Source organism: Chryseobacterium gossypii, assembly GCF_041361455.1.
GTDB lineage: Bacteria > Bacteroidota > Bacteroidia > Flavobacteriales > Weeksellaceae > Chryseobacterium > Chryseobacterium gossypii.
In genome coordinates, this window is the sequence record NZ_JBGCUR010000043.1 from 1 (window position 1) to 20,437 (window position 20,437).

The 20,437-nt window shown below is 38.2% G+C and carries 21 protein-coding genes and 1 other RNA gene; 18 read left to right on the forward strand and 4 right to left on the reverse strand.

Features of this window, described 5'->3' with window-relative positions; all coding sequences use genetic code 11:
• Nucleotides 1–301: 301 nt before the first annotated feature.
• The 3 genes from ABMQ40_RS15820 (at nucleotide 302) to ABMQ40_RS15830 (ending at nucleotide 1,751) form a co-directional block, all read left to right on the forward strand.
• Nucleotides 302–814 (forward strand): DUF421 domain-containing protein, encoded by a 513-nt coding sequence (locus ABMQ40_RS15820; protein ID WP_370901331.1) that lies wholly within the window; start codon nucleotides 302–304, stop codon nucleotides 812–814.
• Between the two features lie 5 nt (nucleotides 815–819).
• Entirely contained in the window at nucleotides 820–1,329 is a 510-nt protein-coding gene (locus ABMQ40_RS15825; protein WP_370901333.1) for a GNAT family N-acetyltransferase, read from the forward strand.
• A 179-nt stretch (nucleotides 1,330–1,508) separates the two neighbouring features.
• Nucleotides 1,509–1,751, forward strand: coding sequence for a hypothetical protein (locus ABMQ40_RS15830; protein WP_370901335.1), 243 nt, complete (start codon nucleotides 1,509–1,511; stop codon nucleotides 1,749–1,751).
• A gap of 292 nt (nucleotides 1,752–2,043) precedes the next feature.
• Here the strand turns inward: ABMQ40_RS15830 and ABMQ40_RS15835 are convergent, their stop codons facing one another.
• A complete protein-coding gene (locus ABMQ40_RS15835) occupies nucleotides 2,044–2,358 on the reverse strand; it encodes a DUF4286 family protein (RefSeq protein WP_370901337.1) in 315 nt (104 codons plus the stop codon).
• Between the two features lie 148 nt (nucleotides 2,359–2,506).
• On the opposite strand from ABMQ40_RS15835, the gene gyrA reads away from it, so the two are divergent.
• From gyrA to ABMQ40_RS15865, 6 genes are all read left to right on the forward strand, one after another.
• The gene (gyrA, locus tag ABMQ40_RS15840; protein ID WP_370901339.1) at nucleotides 2,507–5,086 is read left to right on the forward strand and encodes a DNA gyrase subunit A; all 2,580 of its coding nucleotides are present in this window, start codon (nucleotides 2,507–2,509) and stop codon (nucleotides 5,084–5,086) included.
• A 28-nt stretch (nucleotides 5,087–5,114) separates the two neighbouring features.
• The gene (locus ABMQ40_RS15845; RefSeq protein WP_370901341.1) at nucleotides 5,115–6,140 is read left to right on the forward strand and encodes a tetratricopeptide repeat protein; all 1,026 of its coding nucleotides are present in this window, start codon (nucleotides 5,115–5,117) and stop codon (nucleotides 6,138–6,140) included.
• A gap of 161 nt (nucleotides 6,141–6,301) precedes the next feature.
• Entirely contained in the window at nucleotides 6,302–7,138 is an 837-nt protein-coding gene (locus tag ABMQ40_RS15850) for a 1,4-dihydroxy-2-naphthoyl-CoA synthase (protein ID WP_370901343.1), read from the forward strand.
• Between the two features lie 81 nt (nucleotides 7,139–7,219).
• Nucleotides 7,220–8,149 (forward strand): 1,4-dihydroxy-2-naphthoate octaprenyltransferase, encoded by a 930-nt coding sequence (gene menA, locus ABMQ40_RS15855; RefSeq protein WP_370901345.1) that lies wholly within the window; start codon nucleotides 7,220–7,222, stop codon nucleotides 8,147–8,149.
• A 9-nt stretch (nucleotides 8,150–8,158) separates the two neighbouring features.
• Nucleotides 8,159–8,605: an SRPBCC family protein gene (locus ABMQ40_RS15860; protein WP_370901347.1), complete on the forward strand. Its 447-nt coding sequence runs from the start codon at nucleotides 8,159–8,161 to the stop codon at nucleotides 8,603–8,605.
• 216 nt (nucleotides 8,606–8,821) lie between these two features.
• The gene (locus ABMQ40_RS15865) at nucleotides 8,822–9,508 is read left to right on the forward strand and encodes a metal-dependent hydrolase (protein WP_370901349.1); all 687 of its coding nucleotides are present in this window, start codon (nucleotides 8,822–8,824) and stop codon (nucleotides 9,506–9,508) included.
• 103 nt (nucleotides 9,509–9,611) lie between these two features.
• Here ABMQ40_RS15865 and ffs read toward each other — a convergent pair.
• Nucleotides 9,612–9,709: signal recognition particle sRNA small type (gene ffs / locus ABMQ40_RS15870), an RNA gene on the reverse strand.
• A 129-nt stretch (nucleotides 9,710–9,838) separates the two neighbouring features.
• On the opposite strand from ffs, the gene ABMQ40_RS15875 reads away from it, so the two are divergent.
• The 8 genes from ABMQ40_RS15875 (at nucleotide 9,839) to ABMQ40_RS15910 (ending at nucleotide 17,403) form a co-directional block, all read left to right on the forward strand.
• Nucleotides 9,839–10,420 (forward strand): DUF4199 domain-containing protein, encoded by a 582-nt coding sequence (locus ABMQ40_RS15875; protein WP_370901351.1) that lies wholly within the window; start codon nucleotides 9,839–9,841, stop codon nucleotides 10,418–10,420.
• 15 nt (nucleotides 10,421–10,435) lie between these two features.
• The gene (locus ABMQ40_RS15880) at nucleotides 10,436–11,386 is read left to right on the forward strand and encodes a glycosyltransferase family 2 protein (protein ID WP_370901353.1); all 951 of its coding nucleotides are present in this window, start codon (nucleotides 10,436–10,438) and stop codon (nucleotides 11,384–11,386) included.
• A 49-nt stretch (nucleotides 11,387–11,435) separates the two neighbouring features.
• Nucleotides 11,436–12,113, forward strand: coding sequence for a GIN domain-containing protein (locus tag ABMQ40_RS15885; protein ID WP_370901355.1), 678 nt, complete (start codon nucleotides 11,436–11,438; stop codon nucleotides 12,111–12,113).
• Nucleotides 12,114–12,205: 92 nt separating this feature from the next.
• Entirely contained in the window at nucleotides 12,206–13,921 is a 1,716-nt protein-coding gene (locus ABMQ40_RS15890; protein ID WP_370901357.1) for a phospho-sugar mutase, read from the forward strand.
• 107 nt (nucleotides 13,922–14,028) lie between these two features.
• On the forward strand, nucleotides 14,029–15,282 hold the full coding sequence (locus ABMQ40_RS15895) for a pyridoxal phosphate-dependent aminotransferase (protein WP_370901359.1): 1,254 nt from the start codon (nucleotides 14,029–14,031) through the stop codon (nucleotides 15,280–15,282).
• A 124-nt stretch (nucleotides 15,283–15,406) separates the two neighbouring features.
• On the forward strand, nucleotides 15,407–15,886 hold the full coding sequence (locus ABMQ40_RS15900; RefSeq protein WP_370901361.1) for a hypothetical protein: 480 nt from the start codon (nucleotides 15,407–15,409) through the stop codon (nucleotides 15,884–15,886).
• Between the two features lie 19 nt (nucleotides 15,887–15,905).
• On the forward strand, nucleotides 15,906–16,631 hold the full coding sequence (gene kdsB / locus ABMQ40_RS15905; RefSeq protein WP_370901363.1) for a 3-deoxy-manno-octulosonate cytidylyltransferase: 726 nt from the start codon (nucleotides 15,906–15,908) through the stop codon (nucleotides 16,629–16,631).
• Nucleotides 16,632–16,737: 106 nt separating this feature from the next.
• The gene (locus tag ABMQ40_RS15910; protein WP_370901365.1) at nucleotides 16,738–17,403 is read left to right on the forward strand and encodes a histidine kinase; all 666 of its coding nucleotides are present in this window, start codon (nucleotides 16,738–16,740) and stop codon (nucleotides 17,401–17,403) included.
• Nucleotides 17,404–17,465: 62 nt separating this feature from the next.
• Here the strand turns inward: ABMQ40_RS15910 and ABMQ40_RS15915 are convergent, their stop codons facing one another.
• Both ABMQ40_RS15915 and ABMQ40_RS15920 read right to left on the reverse strand, forming a co-directional pair.
• A complete protein-coding gene (locus ABMQ40_RS15915) occupies nucleotides 17,466–18,203 on the reverse strand; it encodes a T9SS type A sorting domain-containing protein (RefSeq protein WP_370901367.1) in 738 nt (245 codons plus the stop codon).
• A gap of 50 nt (nucleotides 18,204–18,253) precedes the next feature.
• Nucleotides 18,254–19,129 carry a phage tail-like protein gene (locus ABMQ40_RS15920; protein ID WP_370901369.1) on the reverse strand — a complete coding sequence of 292 codons (876 nt, stop codon included), beginning with the start codon at nucleotides 19,127–19,129 and terminating at the stop codon, nucleotides 18,254–18,256.
• Nucleotides 19,130–19,566: 437 nt separating this feature from the next.
• Between ABMQ40_RS15920 and ABMQ40_RS15925 the strand changes: the two genes are divergently transcribed.
• Nucleotides 19,567–20,142 (forward strand): glutathione peroxidase, encoded by a 576-nt coding sequence (locus ABMQ40_RS15925; protein ID WP_370901371.1) that lies wholly within the window; start codon nucleotides 19,567–19,569, stop codon nucleotides 20,140–20,142.
• Nucleotides 20,143–20,437: the final 295 nt, after the last annotated feature.

A 20,437-nucleotide genomic window follows, 5' to 3' on the forward strand; every position in this document is an offset into this window, starting at 1 on the left:
TTTTTGTAAAATATAAAAAAGGCTATCTTACTTTTGAGACAGCCTCTTTTTATTTACCTGTATCCGCGTTAAAGTTTTTTAGTTGCTTTTTGGGGAATGGATTGTCGGTCCTTCATATCGCTTATTTATCCGTAATCCGCAGATATTCTTAATTCCAAATCTGCCACTCGCGTCTCTACCGTCTGTGTCTTCACCAGGGTTATCTTCTCCATATCTGTTTCAGGACCATGGGACAGAGAATATTGCTAAAAAAATTATTAAATTGAATGTATAAAAATAATACATTTGAAAAAAAATTGATGTGAATCCTATCATTGATGTTGTCATCCGTTCCTTTTGCGTTTATCTGTTCATGGTGATCGCTATTCGTATTTTTGGTAAAAACCAGCTTTCGCAGCTCAATGCAGGTGATGTGGTTCTTCTGCTGTTAATATCCAATGCGGTTCAGAATGCAATGGTTGGGCCCGATACTTCCCTTCAGGGAGGCCTTATTGCTGCTTTGGTCCTATTTGTTGCCAATTACATTCTGAAAAGATTGATGTTTTCCAATCATTCGCTCAAAAGCTTTATGGAAGAGGATCCGGTGATTTTGATCAGGGACGGAGTAGTGGATTATAAGGCTTTAAACAAGGTTAAAATTGATGAAGATGAATTACAGGAAGCTATAAGAGAACACGGAATTGACAAAATAAAAAACGTAAAACTCTCTATTCTTGAAGTTGATGGAAACATCAGTGTCATTTCAGAGGATAATATAAGCAAACAGACACATTACTCAAGAATCAAAAGGAAGAACAAAAGAAAATATCATTAAAATACATGAATTACGAATTAAGAGAGATGCTTCCCGGTGATGAAGCAAGAATTTTGGAAATATTTCAACAGGGAATAGATGGCGGAATGGCAACCTTTGAAACGGAAGTTCCCAGTGCGGAAGCCTGGAATATGGAATTCTTCAACGATTGCCGATGGGTTCTGGAAAATGAGAATAATGAGGTCGTAGGCTGGTGCGCATTGAAACCGGTAAGCAAAAGAGAATGTTTTAAAGGGGTTGCGGAAGTAAGTATTTATTTCGACAATAATTACCAGGGTAAAGGCTTGGGATCAATTTTGCTTAAAAAAATGATTCTGGATAGCGAAAACCATGGATTCTGGACTTTACAGTCTAACATTTTCCCGGAAAATGAAGCCTCGATAAAATTCCACCAGAAACACGGATTCAGGGTTGTGGGGGTTCGCAAGAAAATCGGAAAGCTGAGCGGAGAATGGAAAGATGTCATCATGCTTGAAAAAAGAAGTGAGACAGTGGGATTTGAGGGAAACTCTTGATGTGAATTATGAATGAGTTATGAATTGGTTATTTGATTGTATTTATTAGCATAATACTGGCATCAATTCATAACTCATAATTTCATAACTTATAACTAAAAAAACAATTATCTTCTTTTTAAATCATTTTTGGCATTAACCTTGATAATTTTCATAAGGAATTTGAAAATAATGAAAATATGAAAGGTTTGATTAAAATCGCAGGGGTATTATTGTTCTTTTTTATGCTTGCTTCATGTACGGTGAATGAACATTATTACCATGGAAGGAGAGGGCTTCCGCCGGGACAGGCTAAAAAGGTATATGGTGGCAGTGCAAGGTATTATGCTCCGGGCCAGGTGAAAAAAAGAGTTTATGTGTATGAATATGATGGCAGAGGTCACAGAAAACATCATGGCCATAAGAAACATCACAGAGATTAATAATAAACTTATCACAATACGGAAGCCCTAAAATTAGGGCTTCTTATTTATTTTTATTTGGCATTAACCTTGATCATTCTACTGTACATCAAAAAATAAAAATATGAAAGGTTTACTAAAAATGATCAGTGGCCTGGCTTTGATTTTCATGCTGGCTTCCTGCCTGCATCATCCGCCACCGCCACCACCATCTCCGGATCCTCCGCATCCGGGAAGATAATAATTTGAAAATACTTTATTTTTACAGAATAAAGCGAGAAAAACCCCGGTTTACCGGGGTTTTTGATGATGATTAAAATCTCGTTTTTTTGGGGTTTAAAAAAGTATTGAAGATCATAATCTCCTGCCCGAATCTTTTATCGATCCTTTCTGCAATATTCACCAGTTCACTCTTGATAAAATCGTCCCGCAGCTCATCATTGTCAAAGACCAGCAGAAGGTTATAATTTTTTCCGTCTTCAATATAGTCGCTATATACTTCCGAAAGGATATATTTGTTTACATCCATCAGATTTTCAGTCATCAGGATCAATGTTTCATCAATAAAATTTTCCCACTCCTCAATATTGTTTTTTGTGCAATGGAAAGTTATACTTAATACACTCATATTTTAAGAATTTTTAAGATTTTGTGGATAAATTCTAAGGCAAAAATCGGCAAATTTTTCGTAAATTAGCCCGTTATTAAAAAAGGGGAATAAATAATTTTCAGACATTCATTCAAGGGTCTGATTATCATTATAATAAAATTTGTTTATGCAAAAAGAAGGAGAAAGACTGATTCCTATCAACATTGTTGATGAAATGAAGTCATCTTATATCGATTATTCGATGTCGGTTATTGTTTCAAGAGCATTACCCGATGTAAGAGATGGCTTGAAACCCGTTCATAGAAGAGTGCTTTATGGTATGTATGGATTAGGGGTTTTTTCCAATAGAAAATATTTAAAATCTGCAAGAATTGTCGGGGATGTTTTGGGGAAATATCACCCGCACGGAGACTCCTCTGTATACGATGCAATGGTAAGAATGGCCCAGGACTGGAGCTTACGTTATCCCCAGGTAGACGGGCAGGGTAATTTTGGTTCAATGGATGGAGATCCGCCTGCTGCGATGCGTTATACCGAGGCGAGACTGAAAAAGATCTCTGATGAGGTGCTTTCAGACCTTGATAAAGAAACTGTTGATTTTCAGAATAACTTCGACGATAGCTTACAGGAACCAACGGTTCTTCCTACAAAAATTCCAAACCTTTTAGTGAACGGAACCTCCGGTATCGCAGTAGGTATGGCCACCAATATGGCGCCACATAACCTGTCCGAATCGGTAGATGCCATCTGTGCCTATATTGACAACAAAGAAATTACCGTGGATGAATTGATGCAGCACATCATTGCTCCGGACTTTCCAACAGGAGGGATCATCTACGGATATGACGGCGTGAGGGATGCCTTCCACACAGGAAGAGGAAGAGTGGTTTTAAGAGCCAAAGTTAACTTTGAGGAAATCGGTAACAGAAGCGCTATCATCGTAACGGAAATTCCTTACCAGGTTAATAAAGCCGAGATGATCGCCAGGACAGCCGAACTGGTAAAAGAAGAGAAAATTCCTGGAATTTACGAGATAAGGGATGAATCAGACAGGAAAGGTCTTCGTATTGTTTACGAATTGAAGAATGACGCGATTCCTAATGTTATCCTTAATCTGTTATATAAATATACCGCGCTGCAAACATCATTCAGTGTCAACAATATTGCATTGGTAAACGGAAGACCTGAGCAGCTGAATCTGAAAGATATCATTCATCATTTCGTTGAGCACAGGCATGAGGTTATTATAAGGAGAACCCAGTTTGAGCTTAGAAAAGCCAAAGAAAGAGCGCATATCCTTGAAGGATTTATGAAAGTGATCGGAACCCAGGAATCACTGGATAAAGCCATTTCAATTATCCGTCACAGTGCCAATCCTCAGGCCGCAAAAGAAGGTTTGATTGAAGCTTTTGATCTTTCCGAAATCCAGGCCCAGGCGATCCTCGATCTTCGTTTGGCCCGTCTGACAGGAATGGAGCTTGATAAGATCCGCGATGAATATGAAGCAATCATGAAAGAAATTGCTAACCTGGAAGATATTCTGGCCAATGAACCAAGAAGATTCCAGATCATTAAAGACGAACTGATCGAGATTAAAGAAAAATATGGCGATGAAAGAAGAACGGAGATCGATTATTCAGGAGGAGAAATGTCCATTGAAGATATCATTCCAAATGAATCAGTGGTTCTTACCATTTCCCATGCAGGATATATCAAAAGAACGTCCCTTTCGGAATATAAGATCCAGAGCAGGGGTGGTGTAGGGAACAGGGCCGCAACCACCAGGGATGAAGATTTCCTTGAATATATTGTGTCCGCTACCAACCACCAGTATATGCTGTTCTTTACTGAAAAAGGAAGGTGCTACTGGCTGAGGGTATTTGAGATCCCTGAAGGTTCCAAAACAGCCAAAGGACGGGCAGTTCAGAATCTGATCAACATTGAGCCGGACGATAAGATAAAAGCTTATATCAGAACCAATAATCTGAAAGATGCCGAATACGTGAATCAGATGAGCGTGGTAATGGTAACCAAAAACGGTACGATCAAGAAAACATCCCTTGAAGCATATTCCAGACCGAGAGTGAACGGAGTGAATGCTATTGAGATCAGGGATAACGACCAGCTGCTGGGAGCATACCTCACCAATGGAAACTCTCAGATCATGATCGCTACCAAAAACGGTAAATGTATCCGTTTCCCGGAAGAAAAAGTGAGAGAAGTGGGAAGAGGATCCATCGGGGTGCGCGGGATCACTCTTGAAGACAATGATGAAGTAATTGGTATGATTGTTGTGAATGATGTAGAGAAAGAGACCGTTCTTGTGGTATCCGAAAAAGGATATGGCAAAAGAACCGCAGTGGAAGATTACAGAATTACCAACAGGGGAGGAAAAGGAGTTATTACCCTAAACATTACCGAAAAAACAGGAAATCTGATCGCCATTCAAAATGTGACGGATGAAGACGGATTAATGATCATCAACAAATCCGGAGTTGCCATACGAATGGGAATGGACGAAATGAGGGTAATGGGCAGAAATACCCAGGGGGTAAGGCTGATCAACCTTAAGAAAAATGATGAAATCGCAGCTGTTGCGAAAGTGGAAATGGATAAAGATGTAGAAGAAAATTCTGAAGAAAATGAAGAAGGGACAGAAACTATAGCTGATAACCAGGGAAGCAATATGATTCCTGAAAATGAAAACACAGCAGATGAAACTGAGAATTCAGATTCTGAAGAATAATATTGTACAATTAATATAAATAGTGATTATGAAAAAGCTAATTTTAAGTTTAGCTATCATTGCATCAGCTTTCGTTTTTGGACAAAAAGATGTAAATGCTCAGCTACAAGAGGCAAATAAAGCAGCTATGGATGCATACAATGCAAAAAACTACGCTGTTGCAGCTCCTAAGTTTATGGAAGTTTATGACTTGCTGAAAAACAACGGGAAAGAAGATAAAGTATATATGTATTATGCAGGTCTTAATTATGCTTTGGCAAATAACACAGATCAGGCTATTAAAATATATACGGATCTGATCAATTCCGGATACACAGGAGTTCAGACCAACTATATGGCAAAAGACAAGAAGACAGGTCAGGTATCCAGCTACGACAAAAATACCTGGGAGTTGTTAAAGAAATCTGGTGGCGACTATACGGATTTTAAAACAGAACAGACTCCAAGCGTTGAAGCTGATCTGTATGAAACATTGGCTACATTGCTTCTAAATGCAAAGAAAAATGATGAAGCTCTGGCTATAATTGAAAAAGGATTGGCTAAATTCCCTAATAATGCTAAGTTAAAAGAATATCAGGGAACTGCGCTATATGCATCAGGAAATACGGATAAATTCATGACCAATCTGAAAGAGCAGTTGGCTAAAAATCCTAATGATGCCACCAACTGGTATAATTTAGGCGTTTTACAATCTAAAAATCCGGCTACTGTAAATGATGCTATTGCTTCATTCCAGAAAGCTATAGAACTTAAACCTGATTTCTCAAACGCATATCAGAACCTGGTTTTAACCGTTATCGGGGATGATGAGAAAGCGGTAAATGAGATCAACAGTATCAGAAAAACCAATGCAGATAAGGCAACTGAGCTTATCGAAGCAAGAAAGGAAAGGTTCAGTAAGGCATTACCTTATGCGGAAAAATGGTATCAGGCCAATCCAAACAATGTTGATGCTGTTTCATTGCTGAAGGATATCTATGGAATTACAAAAAATCAGGCTAAAATGAATGAAATGAAAGCCAAAGAGGCTGAACTTCAGGCAAAAGCTAAATAATATTCCACGGAAGTGAAAGAAAGACCGGAACATTTGTTCCGGTCTTTTGTTTTCAATATTAATACCACACCGGGCATTCAGGGATTTTTAGATGATTATCATCAAATTTGAATGTTAAAATTCTTTGCAATTCCGTATCTTTGAGAAAAATTTATACGAAGATGATTGAGTGGAAAACTGCCAAAGAATACGAAGATATTACCTATAAAAAATGTAATGGTGTAGCGAGAATTGCCTTCAACAGGCCGGAAGTTCGCAATGCTTTCAGACCCAAGACCACCTCGGAACTATACGATGCCTTTTATGATGCCTATGAAGACCCGTCTATAGGAGTTGTTCTATTATCAGGAGAAGGGCCTAGTCCGAAAGACGGAGGCTGGGCATTCTGCAGCGGAGGAGATCAGAAGGCCAGAGGGCATCAGGGATATGTGGGAGAAGACGGCAGACACCGATTGAATATTCTGGAAGTCCAGCGTTTGATCCGGTTTATGCCGAAAGTGGTTATTGCCGTAGTTCCGGGCTGGGCAGTTGGCGGCGGACATTCACTCCATGTAGTCTGCGATCTTACCCTGGCCAGTGAAGAACATGCTATTTTCAAACAAACCGATGCAGATGTTACAAGCTTTGACGGAGGTTATGGTTCAGCTTATCTGGCTAAAATGGTGGGCCAGAAGAAAGCCCGTGAAATTTTCTTTCTGGGAAGAAATTATTCCGCCCGGGAGGCCTTCGAAATGGGAATGGTGAATAAAGTAGTTCCCCATGCCGAATTAGAAGATACGGCCTATGAGTGGGCCCAGGAAATCCTGGCCAAATCTCCTACTTCCATCAGGATGCTGAAGTTTGCCATGAACTTAACCGATGACGGAATGGTAGGGCAACAGGTTTTTGCCGGAGAAGCAACACGTCTGGCTTATATGACGGACGAAGCCAAGGAAGGAAGGAACGCATTTCTGGAAAAAAGAAAGCCGGACTTTGGAGAAAATCAATGGATATCATAAAAAAAGGTTAAAGGTCGGGAATCAGAACCTTATGCAGTTTAGACCTGATTCCTTACTTCTCATATCTAACATCTAAAATATATGTCAGATTGGATAAAAGCCGCCAGGCTACGAACATTACCGCTATCCTTAAGCGGAATTATTATGGGAGCTTTCATCGCAAAATGGAGGCTTTATGCCGAAGGAGGAACCTGGGACTGGAGAATTTTTGCTCTGGCCCTGCTGGTAACTCTGCTGTATCAGATTCTGTCTAATTATGCCAATGATTATGGTGACGGAGTGAAAGGAACGGATGCCAAAAGAATCAATGAGGCGGAGGCAAGGGCAGTGGCATCAGGAAAAATTACCGCCAGACAGATGAAAATGGCAGTGATCCTTGTTTCAATATTATCTTTTGTAGCAACCCTTGCATTGCTTTATGTAGCTTTCATTCCTGATTTCATGAATGAGTTTTATATTTTTATCGGACTGGGAGTGGCCAGCATCCTGGCGGCAATCGGGTATACAATAGGTAAAAAACCCTACGGTTACATGGGACTTGGAGATGTTTTCGTGTTCATCTTCTTTGGCCTCGTATCAGTGTGTGGAAGCTATTTTTTATTTACGAAGACATTCAGCTGGGATATGCTGCTGCCGGGAACCGCAATAGGCATGATGAGCGTGGCGGTGCTTAACCTGAACAATATGAGGGATATAGAAAGCGACAGGCTTACCGGAAAACATAGCTTCGCATTAAGGATCGGGTTTAAAAACGCGATGATCTACGAAATGATTCTGCTGCAGCTTCCTTTGATCCTGCTGCTTATGTTTTTGGGAGTTAACGGATTCTTTCAGTCTCAGAATTATTATGTCTTCATTGTCATGATCCTGTTGCTTCCTTTGATGAAGCTCAGAAGAAAAATAATGGCCGTAAAGGAACCCAAAGAGCTTGACCCCTTTTTAAAGCAAGTAGGGATTATGACCTTTGTGATGTCTCTTTTAACGGCAATCGGACTTAACTTTTTTAAATAATTTACCATCATGAGTTCTACAGTTTACGTTGAAGCTCAAATGCTTATCAGAAAGCCGGTTGAGGATGTTTTCGAGGCATTCGTCAACCCTGAGGTGACCACTAATTTCTGGTTCACGAAATCTACCGGAAAATTGGAAGAAGGTGCAACCATTACCTGGGAATGGGAAATGTATAATGTGAAAACAGAAGTAAAAGTAAATAAGCTTGTTCCAAATCAGCTGATACAGACCATATGGGGTGACCCTTCCAATAATGTTGACTATGAATTCAAACCAATGGAAAAAGGGACTCTTGTGGTCATCAAAAGCTACGGATATCAGCAGACGGGAGAAGATCTGCTGAAAACTATAAGTGACAATACCGGCGGATTTACCACTGTCCTGGATGGCTGTAAAGCATATCTGGAGCACAGGATTAAATTGAACCTGATCGGGGATAAATTCCCGCAAAAGTAATCCTATAATGCATTTTTTCCGGGATTAATGTACTTTTAAGGATTGCCTTATTCTGAGGAAGGGCTTCTGTACGATGTTTTAGAATATCCGCAGTACAGAATTTCTTTTTTTCTGTTGCTTACATTTTGTTTGTTTAAATAAATAACAGGGTTAAGGCTGTATCAGACCCGGAGGTTTACCAATACTGAATGATTAATTTTAAAAAATAAATTAGAAATGAAAATACAATTCTTGGGACAAAACTGTTTTTTGTTCACATATAAAGATAAAACCATTTTAAGTGACCCGTTCTACAACTATAAAAAAGCAGAATCAGGATTCGACATTTCCGCTCAGAAAATCGATTATATTTTGCTGACCCATGCCCATGGTGATCATATTGCCGATGTAGAAGAAGTTTTACAGCATCATCCGGATGCTACGGTCATTGGAGTTCCGGAAGTCTCCGGATACTTTAAAAACGCCAAAAATAAAGACGACGTAAATTTGGGAGGCTCAACAAAAGTCGGGGATCTTAAGATCTCCATGGTACCGGCCCATCATACGAGCTCTTTTCCGGACGGAAGCTATGGCGGAGTACCTGTAGGATATATCCTCACGCTTCCTGAAGGCAGGAATATATATTTGGCAGGAGATACCGGAGTAATGGCTGATATGGAGCTGTTCCCGAAGCTGTACGGAAATCTTGATCTCTCCATCTTACCGGTCGGAGGTCATTATACCATGTGTCCGGAAAAGGCCGCTTTTGCAGCAGCAGAGCTGTTGAAGACCCCGAAGGTGATCGGATGTCATTTTGATACTTTCCCACCTATTGAAATCGATCATGAAAGCGCAATGAAGAATTTTGCCGATAAAAACGTAGCGCTTGCTTTACCTAAACTAGGGGAAACGTTTGAATTGTAATACCAATACAGGTAATTTGAAAATTAGAAATGGAAATACTCAAAAGTATAAAAACAAAAAAAGATAATTTTCAAATTACCTTTCTTCAACTTAAACCAATAAAAAATGGCAAGCTATCTACATCACACCGCTACGACCGATTACCTTTGCTGCGTTCCCACCCTGGAGGATTTTCAGGAGCTGGTTGTGTAGGACTTGCCGGTGCAAAGATAAGAATAATTTATAAATTTGAAAATATTATCATGAAAAATAGTTGAAAAAATCCTTTGTTAAAGCTAAACAGCTGAGATTTAAGGTAATAATTTTCAACTTTTTTCCAAGCGATTACATATGACGAAAAGTCCATCAACACTAGGAATTATACTCTTTATAGCTACGATGATCATTTTTTTCGTAGTTTATTACTTTTTTTCAGGAATTAATTATTTTGACCTCAGTCTCAAAATCAATGCATTCCTTTTGCCGGTATTATATGCCGGGACTGCTTTCTGGTCTGTGAAATCCTACTGGAACAGCCATAGGGTGGTCTCCTTTAAGGAAGCATTCAAAAGGGCTTTTGTACCCATGTTCATTGGCGGGATCCTTTCTATTTTCAGTATCTACGCATTTCTGAACTTTGTGGATACCGATGCCAAAAAGCTGTTGAACTACCAGTATGTCCAACGGCAAAAAACAGAACTGGATACGGAATACCAGTCTGCCAGAAAGATCCTGAAGCATCAGAAAGATATTGATGAGCTGGACAAAAAATACCAAGAAAGGCTCCAAAGCTTTTCTCCCCAGGCTGTAAAAGGAAAAGATATGCTTACAGCAAGCCATTTTTCAGGATATTTTGCGGCAATTCTTATATTTTACGTAGTTTTGTCACTGTTTTTTGGAGCGTTTTTCAGAACAAGAACGGTCCAGCAATAATTTTATAAAATTTAAATGAACTTATCTATAATTATTCCGCTGCTGAATGAAGAAGCCTCTCTTGAAGAGCTTTTTTCAAGAATTGACAAGGTTTGTACCGCAAGCGGTCTGTCTTACGAAGTCTGGTTTGTGGATGACGGAAGTACAGACCTGTCATGGAATATCATTGAAAATTTAAAAATACAACATCCCCAGATCCATGCCATTAAATTTTCCAGAAATTATGGGAAATCCCAGGCATTACATGCTGCTTTCGCAAGAGCGAATGGCGATGTGGTTATCACGATGGATGCTGATTTGCAGGATTTTCCGGAAGAGATTCCTGAGCTGTACAGGATGGTGACTGAGGATAATTATGATATTGTTTCAGGATGGAAGAAGAAGCGTTTTGATAACGTCATGACCAAAAATATCCCGTCCAAGCTGTTTAATGCTGCCGCAAGAAAAGTTTCGGGGGTTTACCTTCACGATTTCAACTGCGGGTTGAAAGCATATAAAAAACAGGTGGTAAAATCAATAGATGTATATGGAGATATGCACCGGTATATTCCCGTATTGGCAGCCAATGCCGGATTCAGACGGATTACGGAAAAAGAAGTTCAGCATCAGGCAAGACCTTACGGAACATCCAAGTTCGGTACCGAGAGATTTATCCGTGGCTTTCTGGATCTGGTAACCCTTTGGTTTGTAAGCCGCTTTGGAGGAAGGCCCATGCATTTCTTCGGTGCCGTAGGTACCCTGATGTTTATTGTAGGATTCCTTTCCGCACTTTGGCTGGGAATTTCAAAGCTGATAGATGTTTCCAGGGGTATATATGGACACCTGATTACCAGCAACCCGTGGTTTTATATTGCATTGACGATGATGATCATGGGAACACTGCTCTTTGTAGCCGGATTCCTGGGCGAAATGATCATCAGAACCAACAGGGAACATAAAAACTACAACATCGATGAAATTATCTGATATGGAAAAGTTACCTAAAATATATTCAAAGTATTATATATTTTTGTTTATGTCTTTTATTGTATTTTCCTGCGGAAAAGTTTCACCCAAAGGAAATATTGAAAAAAAAGATGTTGATGTTCCGGAATTTATTAATCTGGATCTCGAAGGAAAATTCCGGGTGTTTTATGCAAGAGGGATTAAAAATTTTGTGGAAATAGAAACCTATCCCAATATTGCAGACAATCTGGATATTGATGTAAAAGACAAAACGCTGTTTATTAAAGAGAAAAGAGGAGTAAAAGGCGCAGATTTTTACAATGTGACCATCTATTCAAAGTACAACCTGGAGAAAGTAGCCATTTCTGATTCTGTGGAAATGAATATTTCAAGTGAAATAAAAACCGATAATTTTAGGCTTAGGCTGAAAAATAATGCTACATTCATGGGTTCGGTAAACACCAGAAGAGTAGAAATGGAGATGCTGAATAAAAGCAGGGCTAATTTTCTGGGACAAACCAAAGATGCCGTGATAAAAATCTCTGATACGGCAAGCCTTATTGCTCCTTACTGGAAAATCGATAACCTGAAAATCGATTCCCAAAACGGGAATTATGCCGAAGTGAACGTAAAAGATTCGTTGAAAGGCTACATCCGGAATACAGCGAGATTGGTTTACTACAATGATCCGATTCGGGCTTTCAGGATTGATAAAACGGCAAGGGTAGAAAATAAAAGGTTAGATTAAAATGAACGGAGGATGAAATAACGGAAATTTTCATCATCCGTCCTCAGAACCAACACAAGAGACTTACAAACTATAAATTGCAAAATATAAATATGACAACATTAGAAAAAGCAAAACTTTGGTTGCATGAATCATTTGATAAGGAAACGAGAGATGCTGTTCAACTTTTGATTGACAGCAATTCACCTGATCTGGAGGACTGTTTTTACAGAGAGCTGGAGTTTGGGACAGGGGGAATGCGTGGAATTATGGGAGTCGGAACCAATCGTTTAAATAAGTACACGTTAGGGCAGGCTACACAGGGACTTGCGAACTATATGTTGAAGCAATTTCAAGGTGAGGAAATCAAGGTTGCCATTGCCTATGATGTGAGAAATAACTCCAAAGAATTCGGAAAACTGGTTGCAGATGTTTTAACGGCAAACGGAATTAAAGTATTACTTTTCAAAGATCACAGGCCAACACCAGAGCTGTCTTTTACTGTTCGCGATAAAAAGTGTAACGGTGGAATTGTGCTGACCGCTTCCCACAACCCCCCTGAATACAACGGGTATAAGGTATACTGGAATGACGGAGCCCAGATTGTTCCGCCTCATGACGAAGCCATTATCAATGAAGTATATTCCGTGAAATTTGATGAAATTAAATTCAATGGAAATGATGAGCTGATTGAATGGATCGGGGAAGAGCAGGATGATGTTTATATCGATGCCTGCATCAAAAATTCTACCTACCAGAATGTAGGGAAAGAGAACCTGAATATTGTTTTCACTTCTATCCACGGGACAACTTATGCAACCGTCCCGAAAGCTTTGGAAAAAGCAGGCTTTAAAAAAATAGACCTGGTTAAGGAACAAATGATCCCAAGCGGGAATTTCCCGACAGTAGATTCCCCGAATCCGGAGGAACCTGCTGCTTTGCAAATGGCAATGGACCTGGCAAGAATTACCAATGCTGACATCGTTATAGGGACAGACCCGGATGGTGACAGGCTGGGAATTGCTGTAAGAAATCTGGACGGAGAGCTGCAACTGCTGAATGGTAACCAAACCAATACCATACTTACCTACTATATTCTGAATGAATGGAGAAAGCAGGAAAGAATTACCGGGAAAGAATTTATAGGTTCTACAATAGTAACTTCGGATATTTTCTTTGACATCGCCCAAAAGTTTGGTGTTCAATGCAAAGCCGGGCTTACGGGATTCAAATGGATTGGAAAAATGATCCGTGAGGCGGAAGGAAAAGAAAAATTTATTTGCGGGGGAGAAGAAAGCTTCGGATTTATGACCGGCGACTTTCTGCGTGACAAAGATTCATGCGGCAGTATTGTGCTGGCCTGTGAAATTGCAGCATGGTGCAAGGCAAACGGAAGAACTATGTACCAGTATCTCATTGAGATCTATCAGCAAACGGGAATGTATTACGAAGGCCTGGTAAATCTGGTAAGAAAAGGAAAGGATGGCGCAGAAGAAATTGAAAATATGATGAAGAACTTCCGTGAGAATCCTCCGAAGCAATTAGCCGGCTCTTTAGTGGAAGAAATAAAAGATTTTAAAGAACAGACCAGCTTTATCGTTTCAAAAAATGAGCAAAAGATAATGAATGATATTCCGAAATCCAACGTATTGATTTATTATACCGAGGATGGAACAAAAGTTTGTGTAAGACCTTCAGGAACAGAACCTAAAATTAAATTTTATATATCAGTAAAGGATAATATTACTTCCGAAGCCGACTTTAGGGATAAACTGAAATCTTTGGACGAGAAAATTAATCAGGTAAAACAGGATTTACAACTAACGTAAGCAATAAGTTACAGGTTTTGAGTTAAAAATTATAGTTGCCCAACATGATCCATTAAAAGCTCATAACCTATGACAATAATAAAAAATAACATAAATTAAAGAATAAAGTGAAAGTTTCAAAATTAGCAGCGAACCTGATTGGTTCGGAGATTGTAAAAATAGGGAATGAAGTAAATGATTTAAAGGCGAAAGGTGCGGAAATAGCCAATCTTACCATTGGTGATCTGAATTCTGACATCTATCCGATTCCTGCAAAGCTGAAGGAAGAGATCCAGAAAGCTTATCAGAATAACCTTACCAATTATCCGCCTGCTAATGGGCTTTTATCTTTAAGAAAAGAAGTTTCCAAGGATTTAAAGACAAGATGGAATCTTGATTATGCTCCAAACGATATCTTGATTACTGCCGGTTCAAGACCTTTGATCTATGCAGTTTACAAAACCATTGTCGACGAAGGAGACAAGGTGGTGTATCCGACCCCGTCCTGGAATAATAATCACTATGCCTACCTTACTTCGGCGAATGCCATAGAAGTAAAAACAAGGCCTGAAACTAATTTTCTTCCTACTGCAGATGATTTAAGACCACACCTGGATGGTGCCGTTTTGGTTGCTCTTTGTTCGCCACTGAACCCTACAGGGACCATGTTTACCAAAGAACAGCTCTCCGAGATCTGCGAATTGATCTTAGCCGAAAACAAGAAAAGGAGCGAAGGTGAAAAGCCGTTGTACTTAATGTATGACCAGATCTATTCCAATCTTACTTTTGGGGCACAGCATTTTGATCCGGTATCCCTTTTTCCTGAAATGCGGGATTATACTGTTTATATCGACGGGATATCCAAATGCCTTGCAGCAACCGGAGTACGTGTAGGATGGGGATTTGGTCCGGCTCATATCATTGATAAAATGAAAGCCCTTCTCACCCATGTAGGAGCCTGGGCACCAAAACCGGAACAGGAAGCTACGGCAAAGTTCTATGAAAACCCTGATAATGTCAATACTTTTGTTGAAGATTTTAAAGCAAAACTTGAAGATGCTCTGAAAGTACTTCATAACGGTATCCAGGATCTGAAAGGAAAAGGACTGGCCGTAGAAAGTATCGAGCCTATGGGGGCTCTTTACCTGACCATTAAACTGGACTATATCGGAAAATCAAAGCCTGACGGATCTGTGATCGGAAACTCATCAGATTTGGTATTTTATCTGATCAATGAGGCGGGAGTGGCATTGGTTCCGTTTTCTGCTTTCGGGGAAGATAAGTCTGAACCATGGTTCCGCGCTTCCGTAGGAGGCCTGGCCATTAACGAGATCAAAGTAATGCTGCCAAAACTAGAGAATGCGCTGAACGCTTTAAAATAATTCATTCAAATATAACATTTCGGCTTTGTTCTACAATCGTTAAAAATGGGTAAATAGCAGTAATAATAAACAAAGCCGGAATGTTCTGAAATAATATTAATTGAAAATCTCCGATTGAATTGGAATGATGCTTTCCAGAAAATTTTTTCTTGAAACAAAGCTCTTGAGCTATTCAACCCTAGGAATTATCATTTTGGTAATCATAAGCGTTTGGATTTCAGGTAAAGAATCTCACCGGTCTTTATTTCAAAATTCCATTCTATCAACATCAATTCTAGCCGGAGCATTTTTCCTTTTCATCAGCTTAGGATTGTATTCTGGGTTAAAGCTAAAGGATAATATCGGGAATATTTTAACTAAAGATAGGCTAAAAAAATATTCAGATAATGTTCCGGAAATTAATACCTTTAGTTTTGAACTTCCCCATGTAGGAGATGGAATTGTAGCGATCATCACTTCCGTTATTTTATGGATAGTATTCTCTTTGGTTTTAGTATTTCTGTTGTACTTTTTAGGACTTTTCTTTTGGTCGGCAGTTTTATTATTGGCAGCTATGCTATATTGGATATTCTTTCGGGCTTTACCTATGCAATCATCTTTTTAGTTAATTATATAAATTAAACATGAAAATAATCGCCGTTATTCCTGCACGTTACGAAGCAAGCCGCTTTCCCGGGAAATTGATGCAGATATTGGGAGAGAAAACAGTTATCACAACCACTTATCAGAATGTCATGGAAACAGGTTTGTTTGATGAAGTCTTTGTGGCTACCGATTCTGATATAATTTTTGATGAAATTGTAAGGAATGACGGGAAAGCTGTAATGACGGGCCAACACGAAACAGGGAGTGATCGTATTGCAGAAGCCGTACAAAATATTGACTGCGATATCGTTATCAATGTTCAGGGAGATGAGCCCTTTCTTAAACTGGAACCTTTAAAACAATTGATAGAAGTTTTCAGGCAGGATGAAAATCAGGAAATTTCCCTGGCCTCATTAAAAATAAAGCTCACCGAACAGGAGGAAATCGAAAACCCGAATAACGTAAAAGTAATTACGGATAACAATGATTTTGCACTATATTTTAGCCGTTCTGTGATTCCTTTTCACAGGGAAATATCTTATGAAGTAAACTACTTCAAGCATATCGGAGTGTATGCCTTCAGAAAGCATGCTCTGATCCAGTTTTCAAAACTTGAAATGAAGCCCCTGGAAATAGCAGAGAAAATAGAATGTATCCGTTATCTGGAATATGGAATGAAAATTAAGATGATAGAAACCAACTTCATCGGAGTAGGGATCGATACCCCCGAAGACCTGGAAAAAGCAAGGAAGCTGATCGGCTGAACCGGAAAATAGATTCCATGCACTGAATGACGGATTTGTCATGCTACTTACCGGCAAATTCGTGTAATTGACTGTAAAGCCTTATATTTGAATTATAAATCGAATAATGAAGAAATTAATTTTAATAGTTATCCTGACATTTTTCCAGATATCTTTTGCCCAGACAGCAAAGGAAATTATAGATAAAAACATTGAATTATCCGGCGGATTGACGAATTGGAAGCTTTTAAATTCAGTTTTGCTTCAGGGCAGGGTAGTCTTAGGCATTAAGGATGAGTATCCGATAAAAATTTATCAGCAGCGTCCCAACCTTACGAAAACAGTTATCACCATCAACAATAAGGAAACCGCGATTGAAGGATATGACGGATCCAAAGGATATGCCATGAACTATGCCGCCAATAAGCTTCAGGAGTATCCTGATTATGTACCGGAAAGTTTTGATAACGATTTTATCGATTGGGAAAACAAAGGTTTTACGGCCAGGTATTTAGGCAAAGAAAAAATAGGAGAGATCTATTGCCATAAAGTTGAGCTTACAAAAAATGTCAATAAGAATATCTATTATTTTGATACCAAAACCTATATGCTTTTGAAGGAAGTTAAAAAAGATGAAACGATAGTATATTCTGATTATAAAAAGGTGGGTAATCTGCTCATGCCCTTCAGGATAGAATCGTCAAGCGCTAAAAAGGACGGAGATTACGTAATGCTTATCAGCAAGATAGATATCAATAAAGTTTTTCCGGCCAATATTTTTAAGTTTAATTGAGATTACAATTATACTATATTTTATAAAGGACTGCCCATTGGGCAGTCCTATTGTTATAAGTCTTATTGTTTTATTAACTTATGGACCGTTACATTATTTTGTTGAACAACTTCCAGAATATAAGCTCCTGAAGGAATGGCCTCCATATTAATAGAGTTATTATTTATTGTTCCTGAAAGTACAACTTGCCCACCTGCATTTAAAAGTTGATAAGAAAGATCACCCTGTTTCCTGGTCCTTATATTGATAATATTTTTTACAGGATTAGGATAAACCGTTACAGATTCTTCATTTGCAGCCATATTCTTCATAACTGCATTTGTGATGTTCATCTTATATTCTTCTGTAACCTGTCCGTGCACCCGGGTATCATCTGTAATGGATTTTCCTGTACTTTTTTTAGGATCTACAGAGGTAACAATTAGTTTTATTGGTTGTGCAGGAATATCGTCAGGCACCATGAAGCTCACTGATGGCTGAGCTTTGCTCAATGAAGCGATCTGGATTTTCTCTTTACCGCTGTCGGAATTTACATTATAATCCAGGGATATAACATAAGACGGTAAAGAGACTCCCTGATAGTCCGCAATACTAATTGAATAAGTTTGACCTTTAATTAAGTTAATGGAATTACCGGCTAAGAAGTCTGTGTTGCCTGTATTCTCTTTGAATTTAGAAACCTTACTGATGACTATTTTTCCTGTAGCCCCATATAATGTGACGTCCTGTTTGTTTTCCCGGGTATTAACTTGAAGGCCCTGGGCATAGAATGTTCTCGTTAGCCCAATACAAAATGCCATTGTTAATAGCCATTTACTGATGTTTATAGATTTCATGACTGTAAGGATTTCTATTTAAAAACTTCCATTACCATATGGATATTATATTCCTGGTTTGCCTCATCATAAAATGCCCACCATGTACAACGGTACAGGTTTCCGTTATGATTAACCAGAGACCTTACTTCCTCAAAAGAAGCCTTGTCATAATATACTATTTTGTCAGGATCTACATTGACAAATTCATTTTTCTTAAGGGTACTTATTGGGACCCGTAGAGTTCCGGATACAGTTGAATTATCATATACCGCAATATCAGTTAAATCTTTTCCGGAAACATTTTCGATGATAGGCTGATATACTGCTCCACCTTTTCCTGAACTATCACCACCAGTATTAAATATGACATTCATTCGTAATCCGTCCATGCTTGGAATTTTAGAGAGATTGTCAGGCTTGTTCATAGTGGTATATGCCACAACATTATTAGGTATATTGCTTGCAGGGTTTTGTCCTGTTAGATTAACATAGCTTTGATTTGTTTCCATGTTTGATACCTTGAACTTACCATAAAAATGCATACGCTCCTTCGTATTAGGCTGAGGATAGTTTTCGTTCGCTTTTGCTGCCATACTGTTTAAGGAAGTGGGTTGCTCAAATGAACATTTCCAGTCCGGGTTTTCTTTAGTTCCCGTATTAATCATTAAACAGTTTTTGGTTTCATCAAATACAATAAGACCCGACGCCGGCTTCTCAATAGAATTTCTCTGTTCCTCTGTCATGGGACTTAAAAGAGTTCCCTTTATTTTATCCGGATCACTTGTAACATGTAAACTTGCTGAAGCATCCGGGTTAGTATTTATTCCCACCTTGTCCGGGAATATTTGCGCTGATAAAGTGTTTGACAAAAAGACTACTGTCATTACTGTTATAAATTTAACTTTCATTAGTTTAGATTTTTAATGTAATAAATTAGGTGAATTTTAGTTTTAATAATTAGTTAATTTAACTTTATAACTGAGCTCATGTTATTTCACAAAAGTATGAATTAAATCGATTTGCGGAAATGCAATTTTATATCACTATTAAGTGAATAATTATGAAATTTTTAATTATCTATAAATTTTCAGAATTTTATTTTGCTCTTTTATTGAGGGATAACTTATTTGGTGTTATTTTTATATTATTTTGTTGAAAATTTTAATAAATGTTAAATTATATTAATATTCAATATTAGATAATATATTTATAGGTAATAAATAAAATTCGCGTATATTTTTTACCATTAATTAAAATATGCTTTATAAATAACAAGATAAAGTAGAATCATTATATTTTTTAGACCAATTATTTAAAAAAATTATAATAAATTATATTTATCAAAATGAAAAAGATTTTTTTACTATTGCTATCCTTAATAGCATTCTTTAACAGCTGTGCTCAGAAAAAAAGTGAAATATCAAAAACCAAAACAAAAGAGCTTATGGGAAAAACAATATATGACTTCAGGGTTGAAGGCCTTGACGGAAAAGAAATTAATTTTGCAGATTTCAAAAGCAAAAAGATCCTTATAGTGAATACCGCTTCCGAATGTGGATTTACACCACAATATGCAGACCTTGAGAAGGTTTATGAAGAGCATAAAGATAAACTGGTTGTAGTGGGCTTTCCAGCCAATAATTTCGGAGGGCAGGAGCCTGGGAGCAATGCTGAGATCGGGGCATTCTGCCAGAAAAATTACGGGGTGACCTTCCCGATGGCGGCAAAAGTTTCCGTGAAAGGAGATGATACAGCCCCTATCTTTAAATATTTAACTGAAAAAGAATTGAACGGAGTAAAAAATACAACCATCCTCTGGAATTTTACGAAATTTTTAATCGATGAAAACGGAAAATTGATTGATTCTTTTGTGAGTACCACGAAGCCTACGGATGATGCGATTATAAAATATTTGAAGTAAACATCTTCTTTTCTTTGCAGAATTTTTGTAAGGTCATAGTTATAAATCAGTGTTTATGATATATTCTTAACTATTGTAATTTGGCTACTTGGAAAAAATACTTACAAATACTAATAATTGGGATTCTATGGCTTTCTTAAATGTATCAAATGATCCTACTAAATTTTATAAATTAGGGACCCATGTAGAATTAGATACCTTTAATTTATTGGTGCTAGAAATTCTATAAAAGATAATAGTAAGAGGCTGTCTCAAAAGGACAGTCTTTTTTCTGCTCATGTTTTTTTTAATCCAT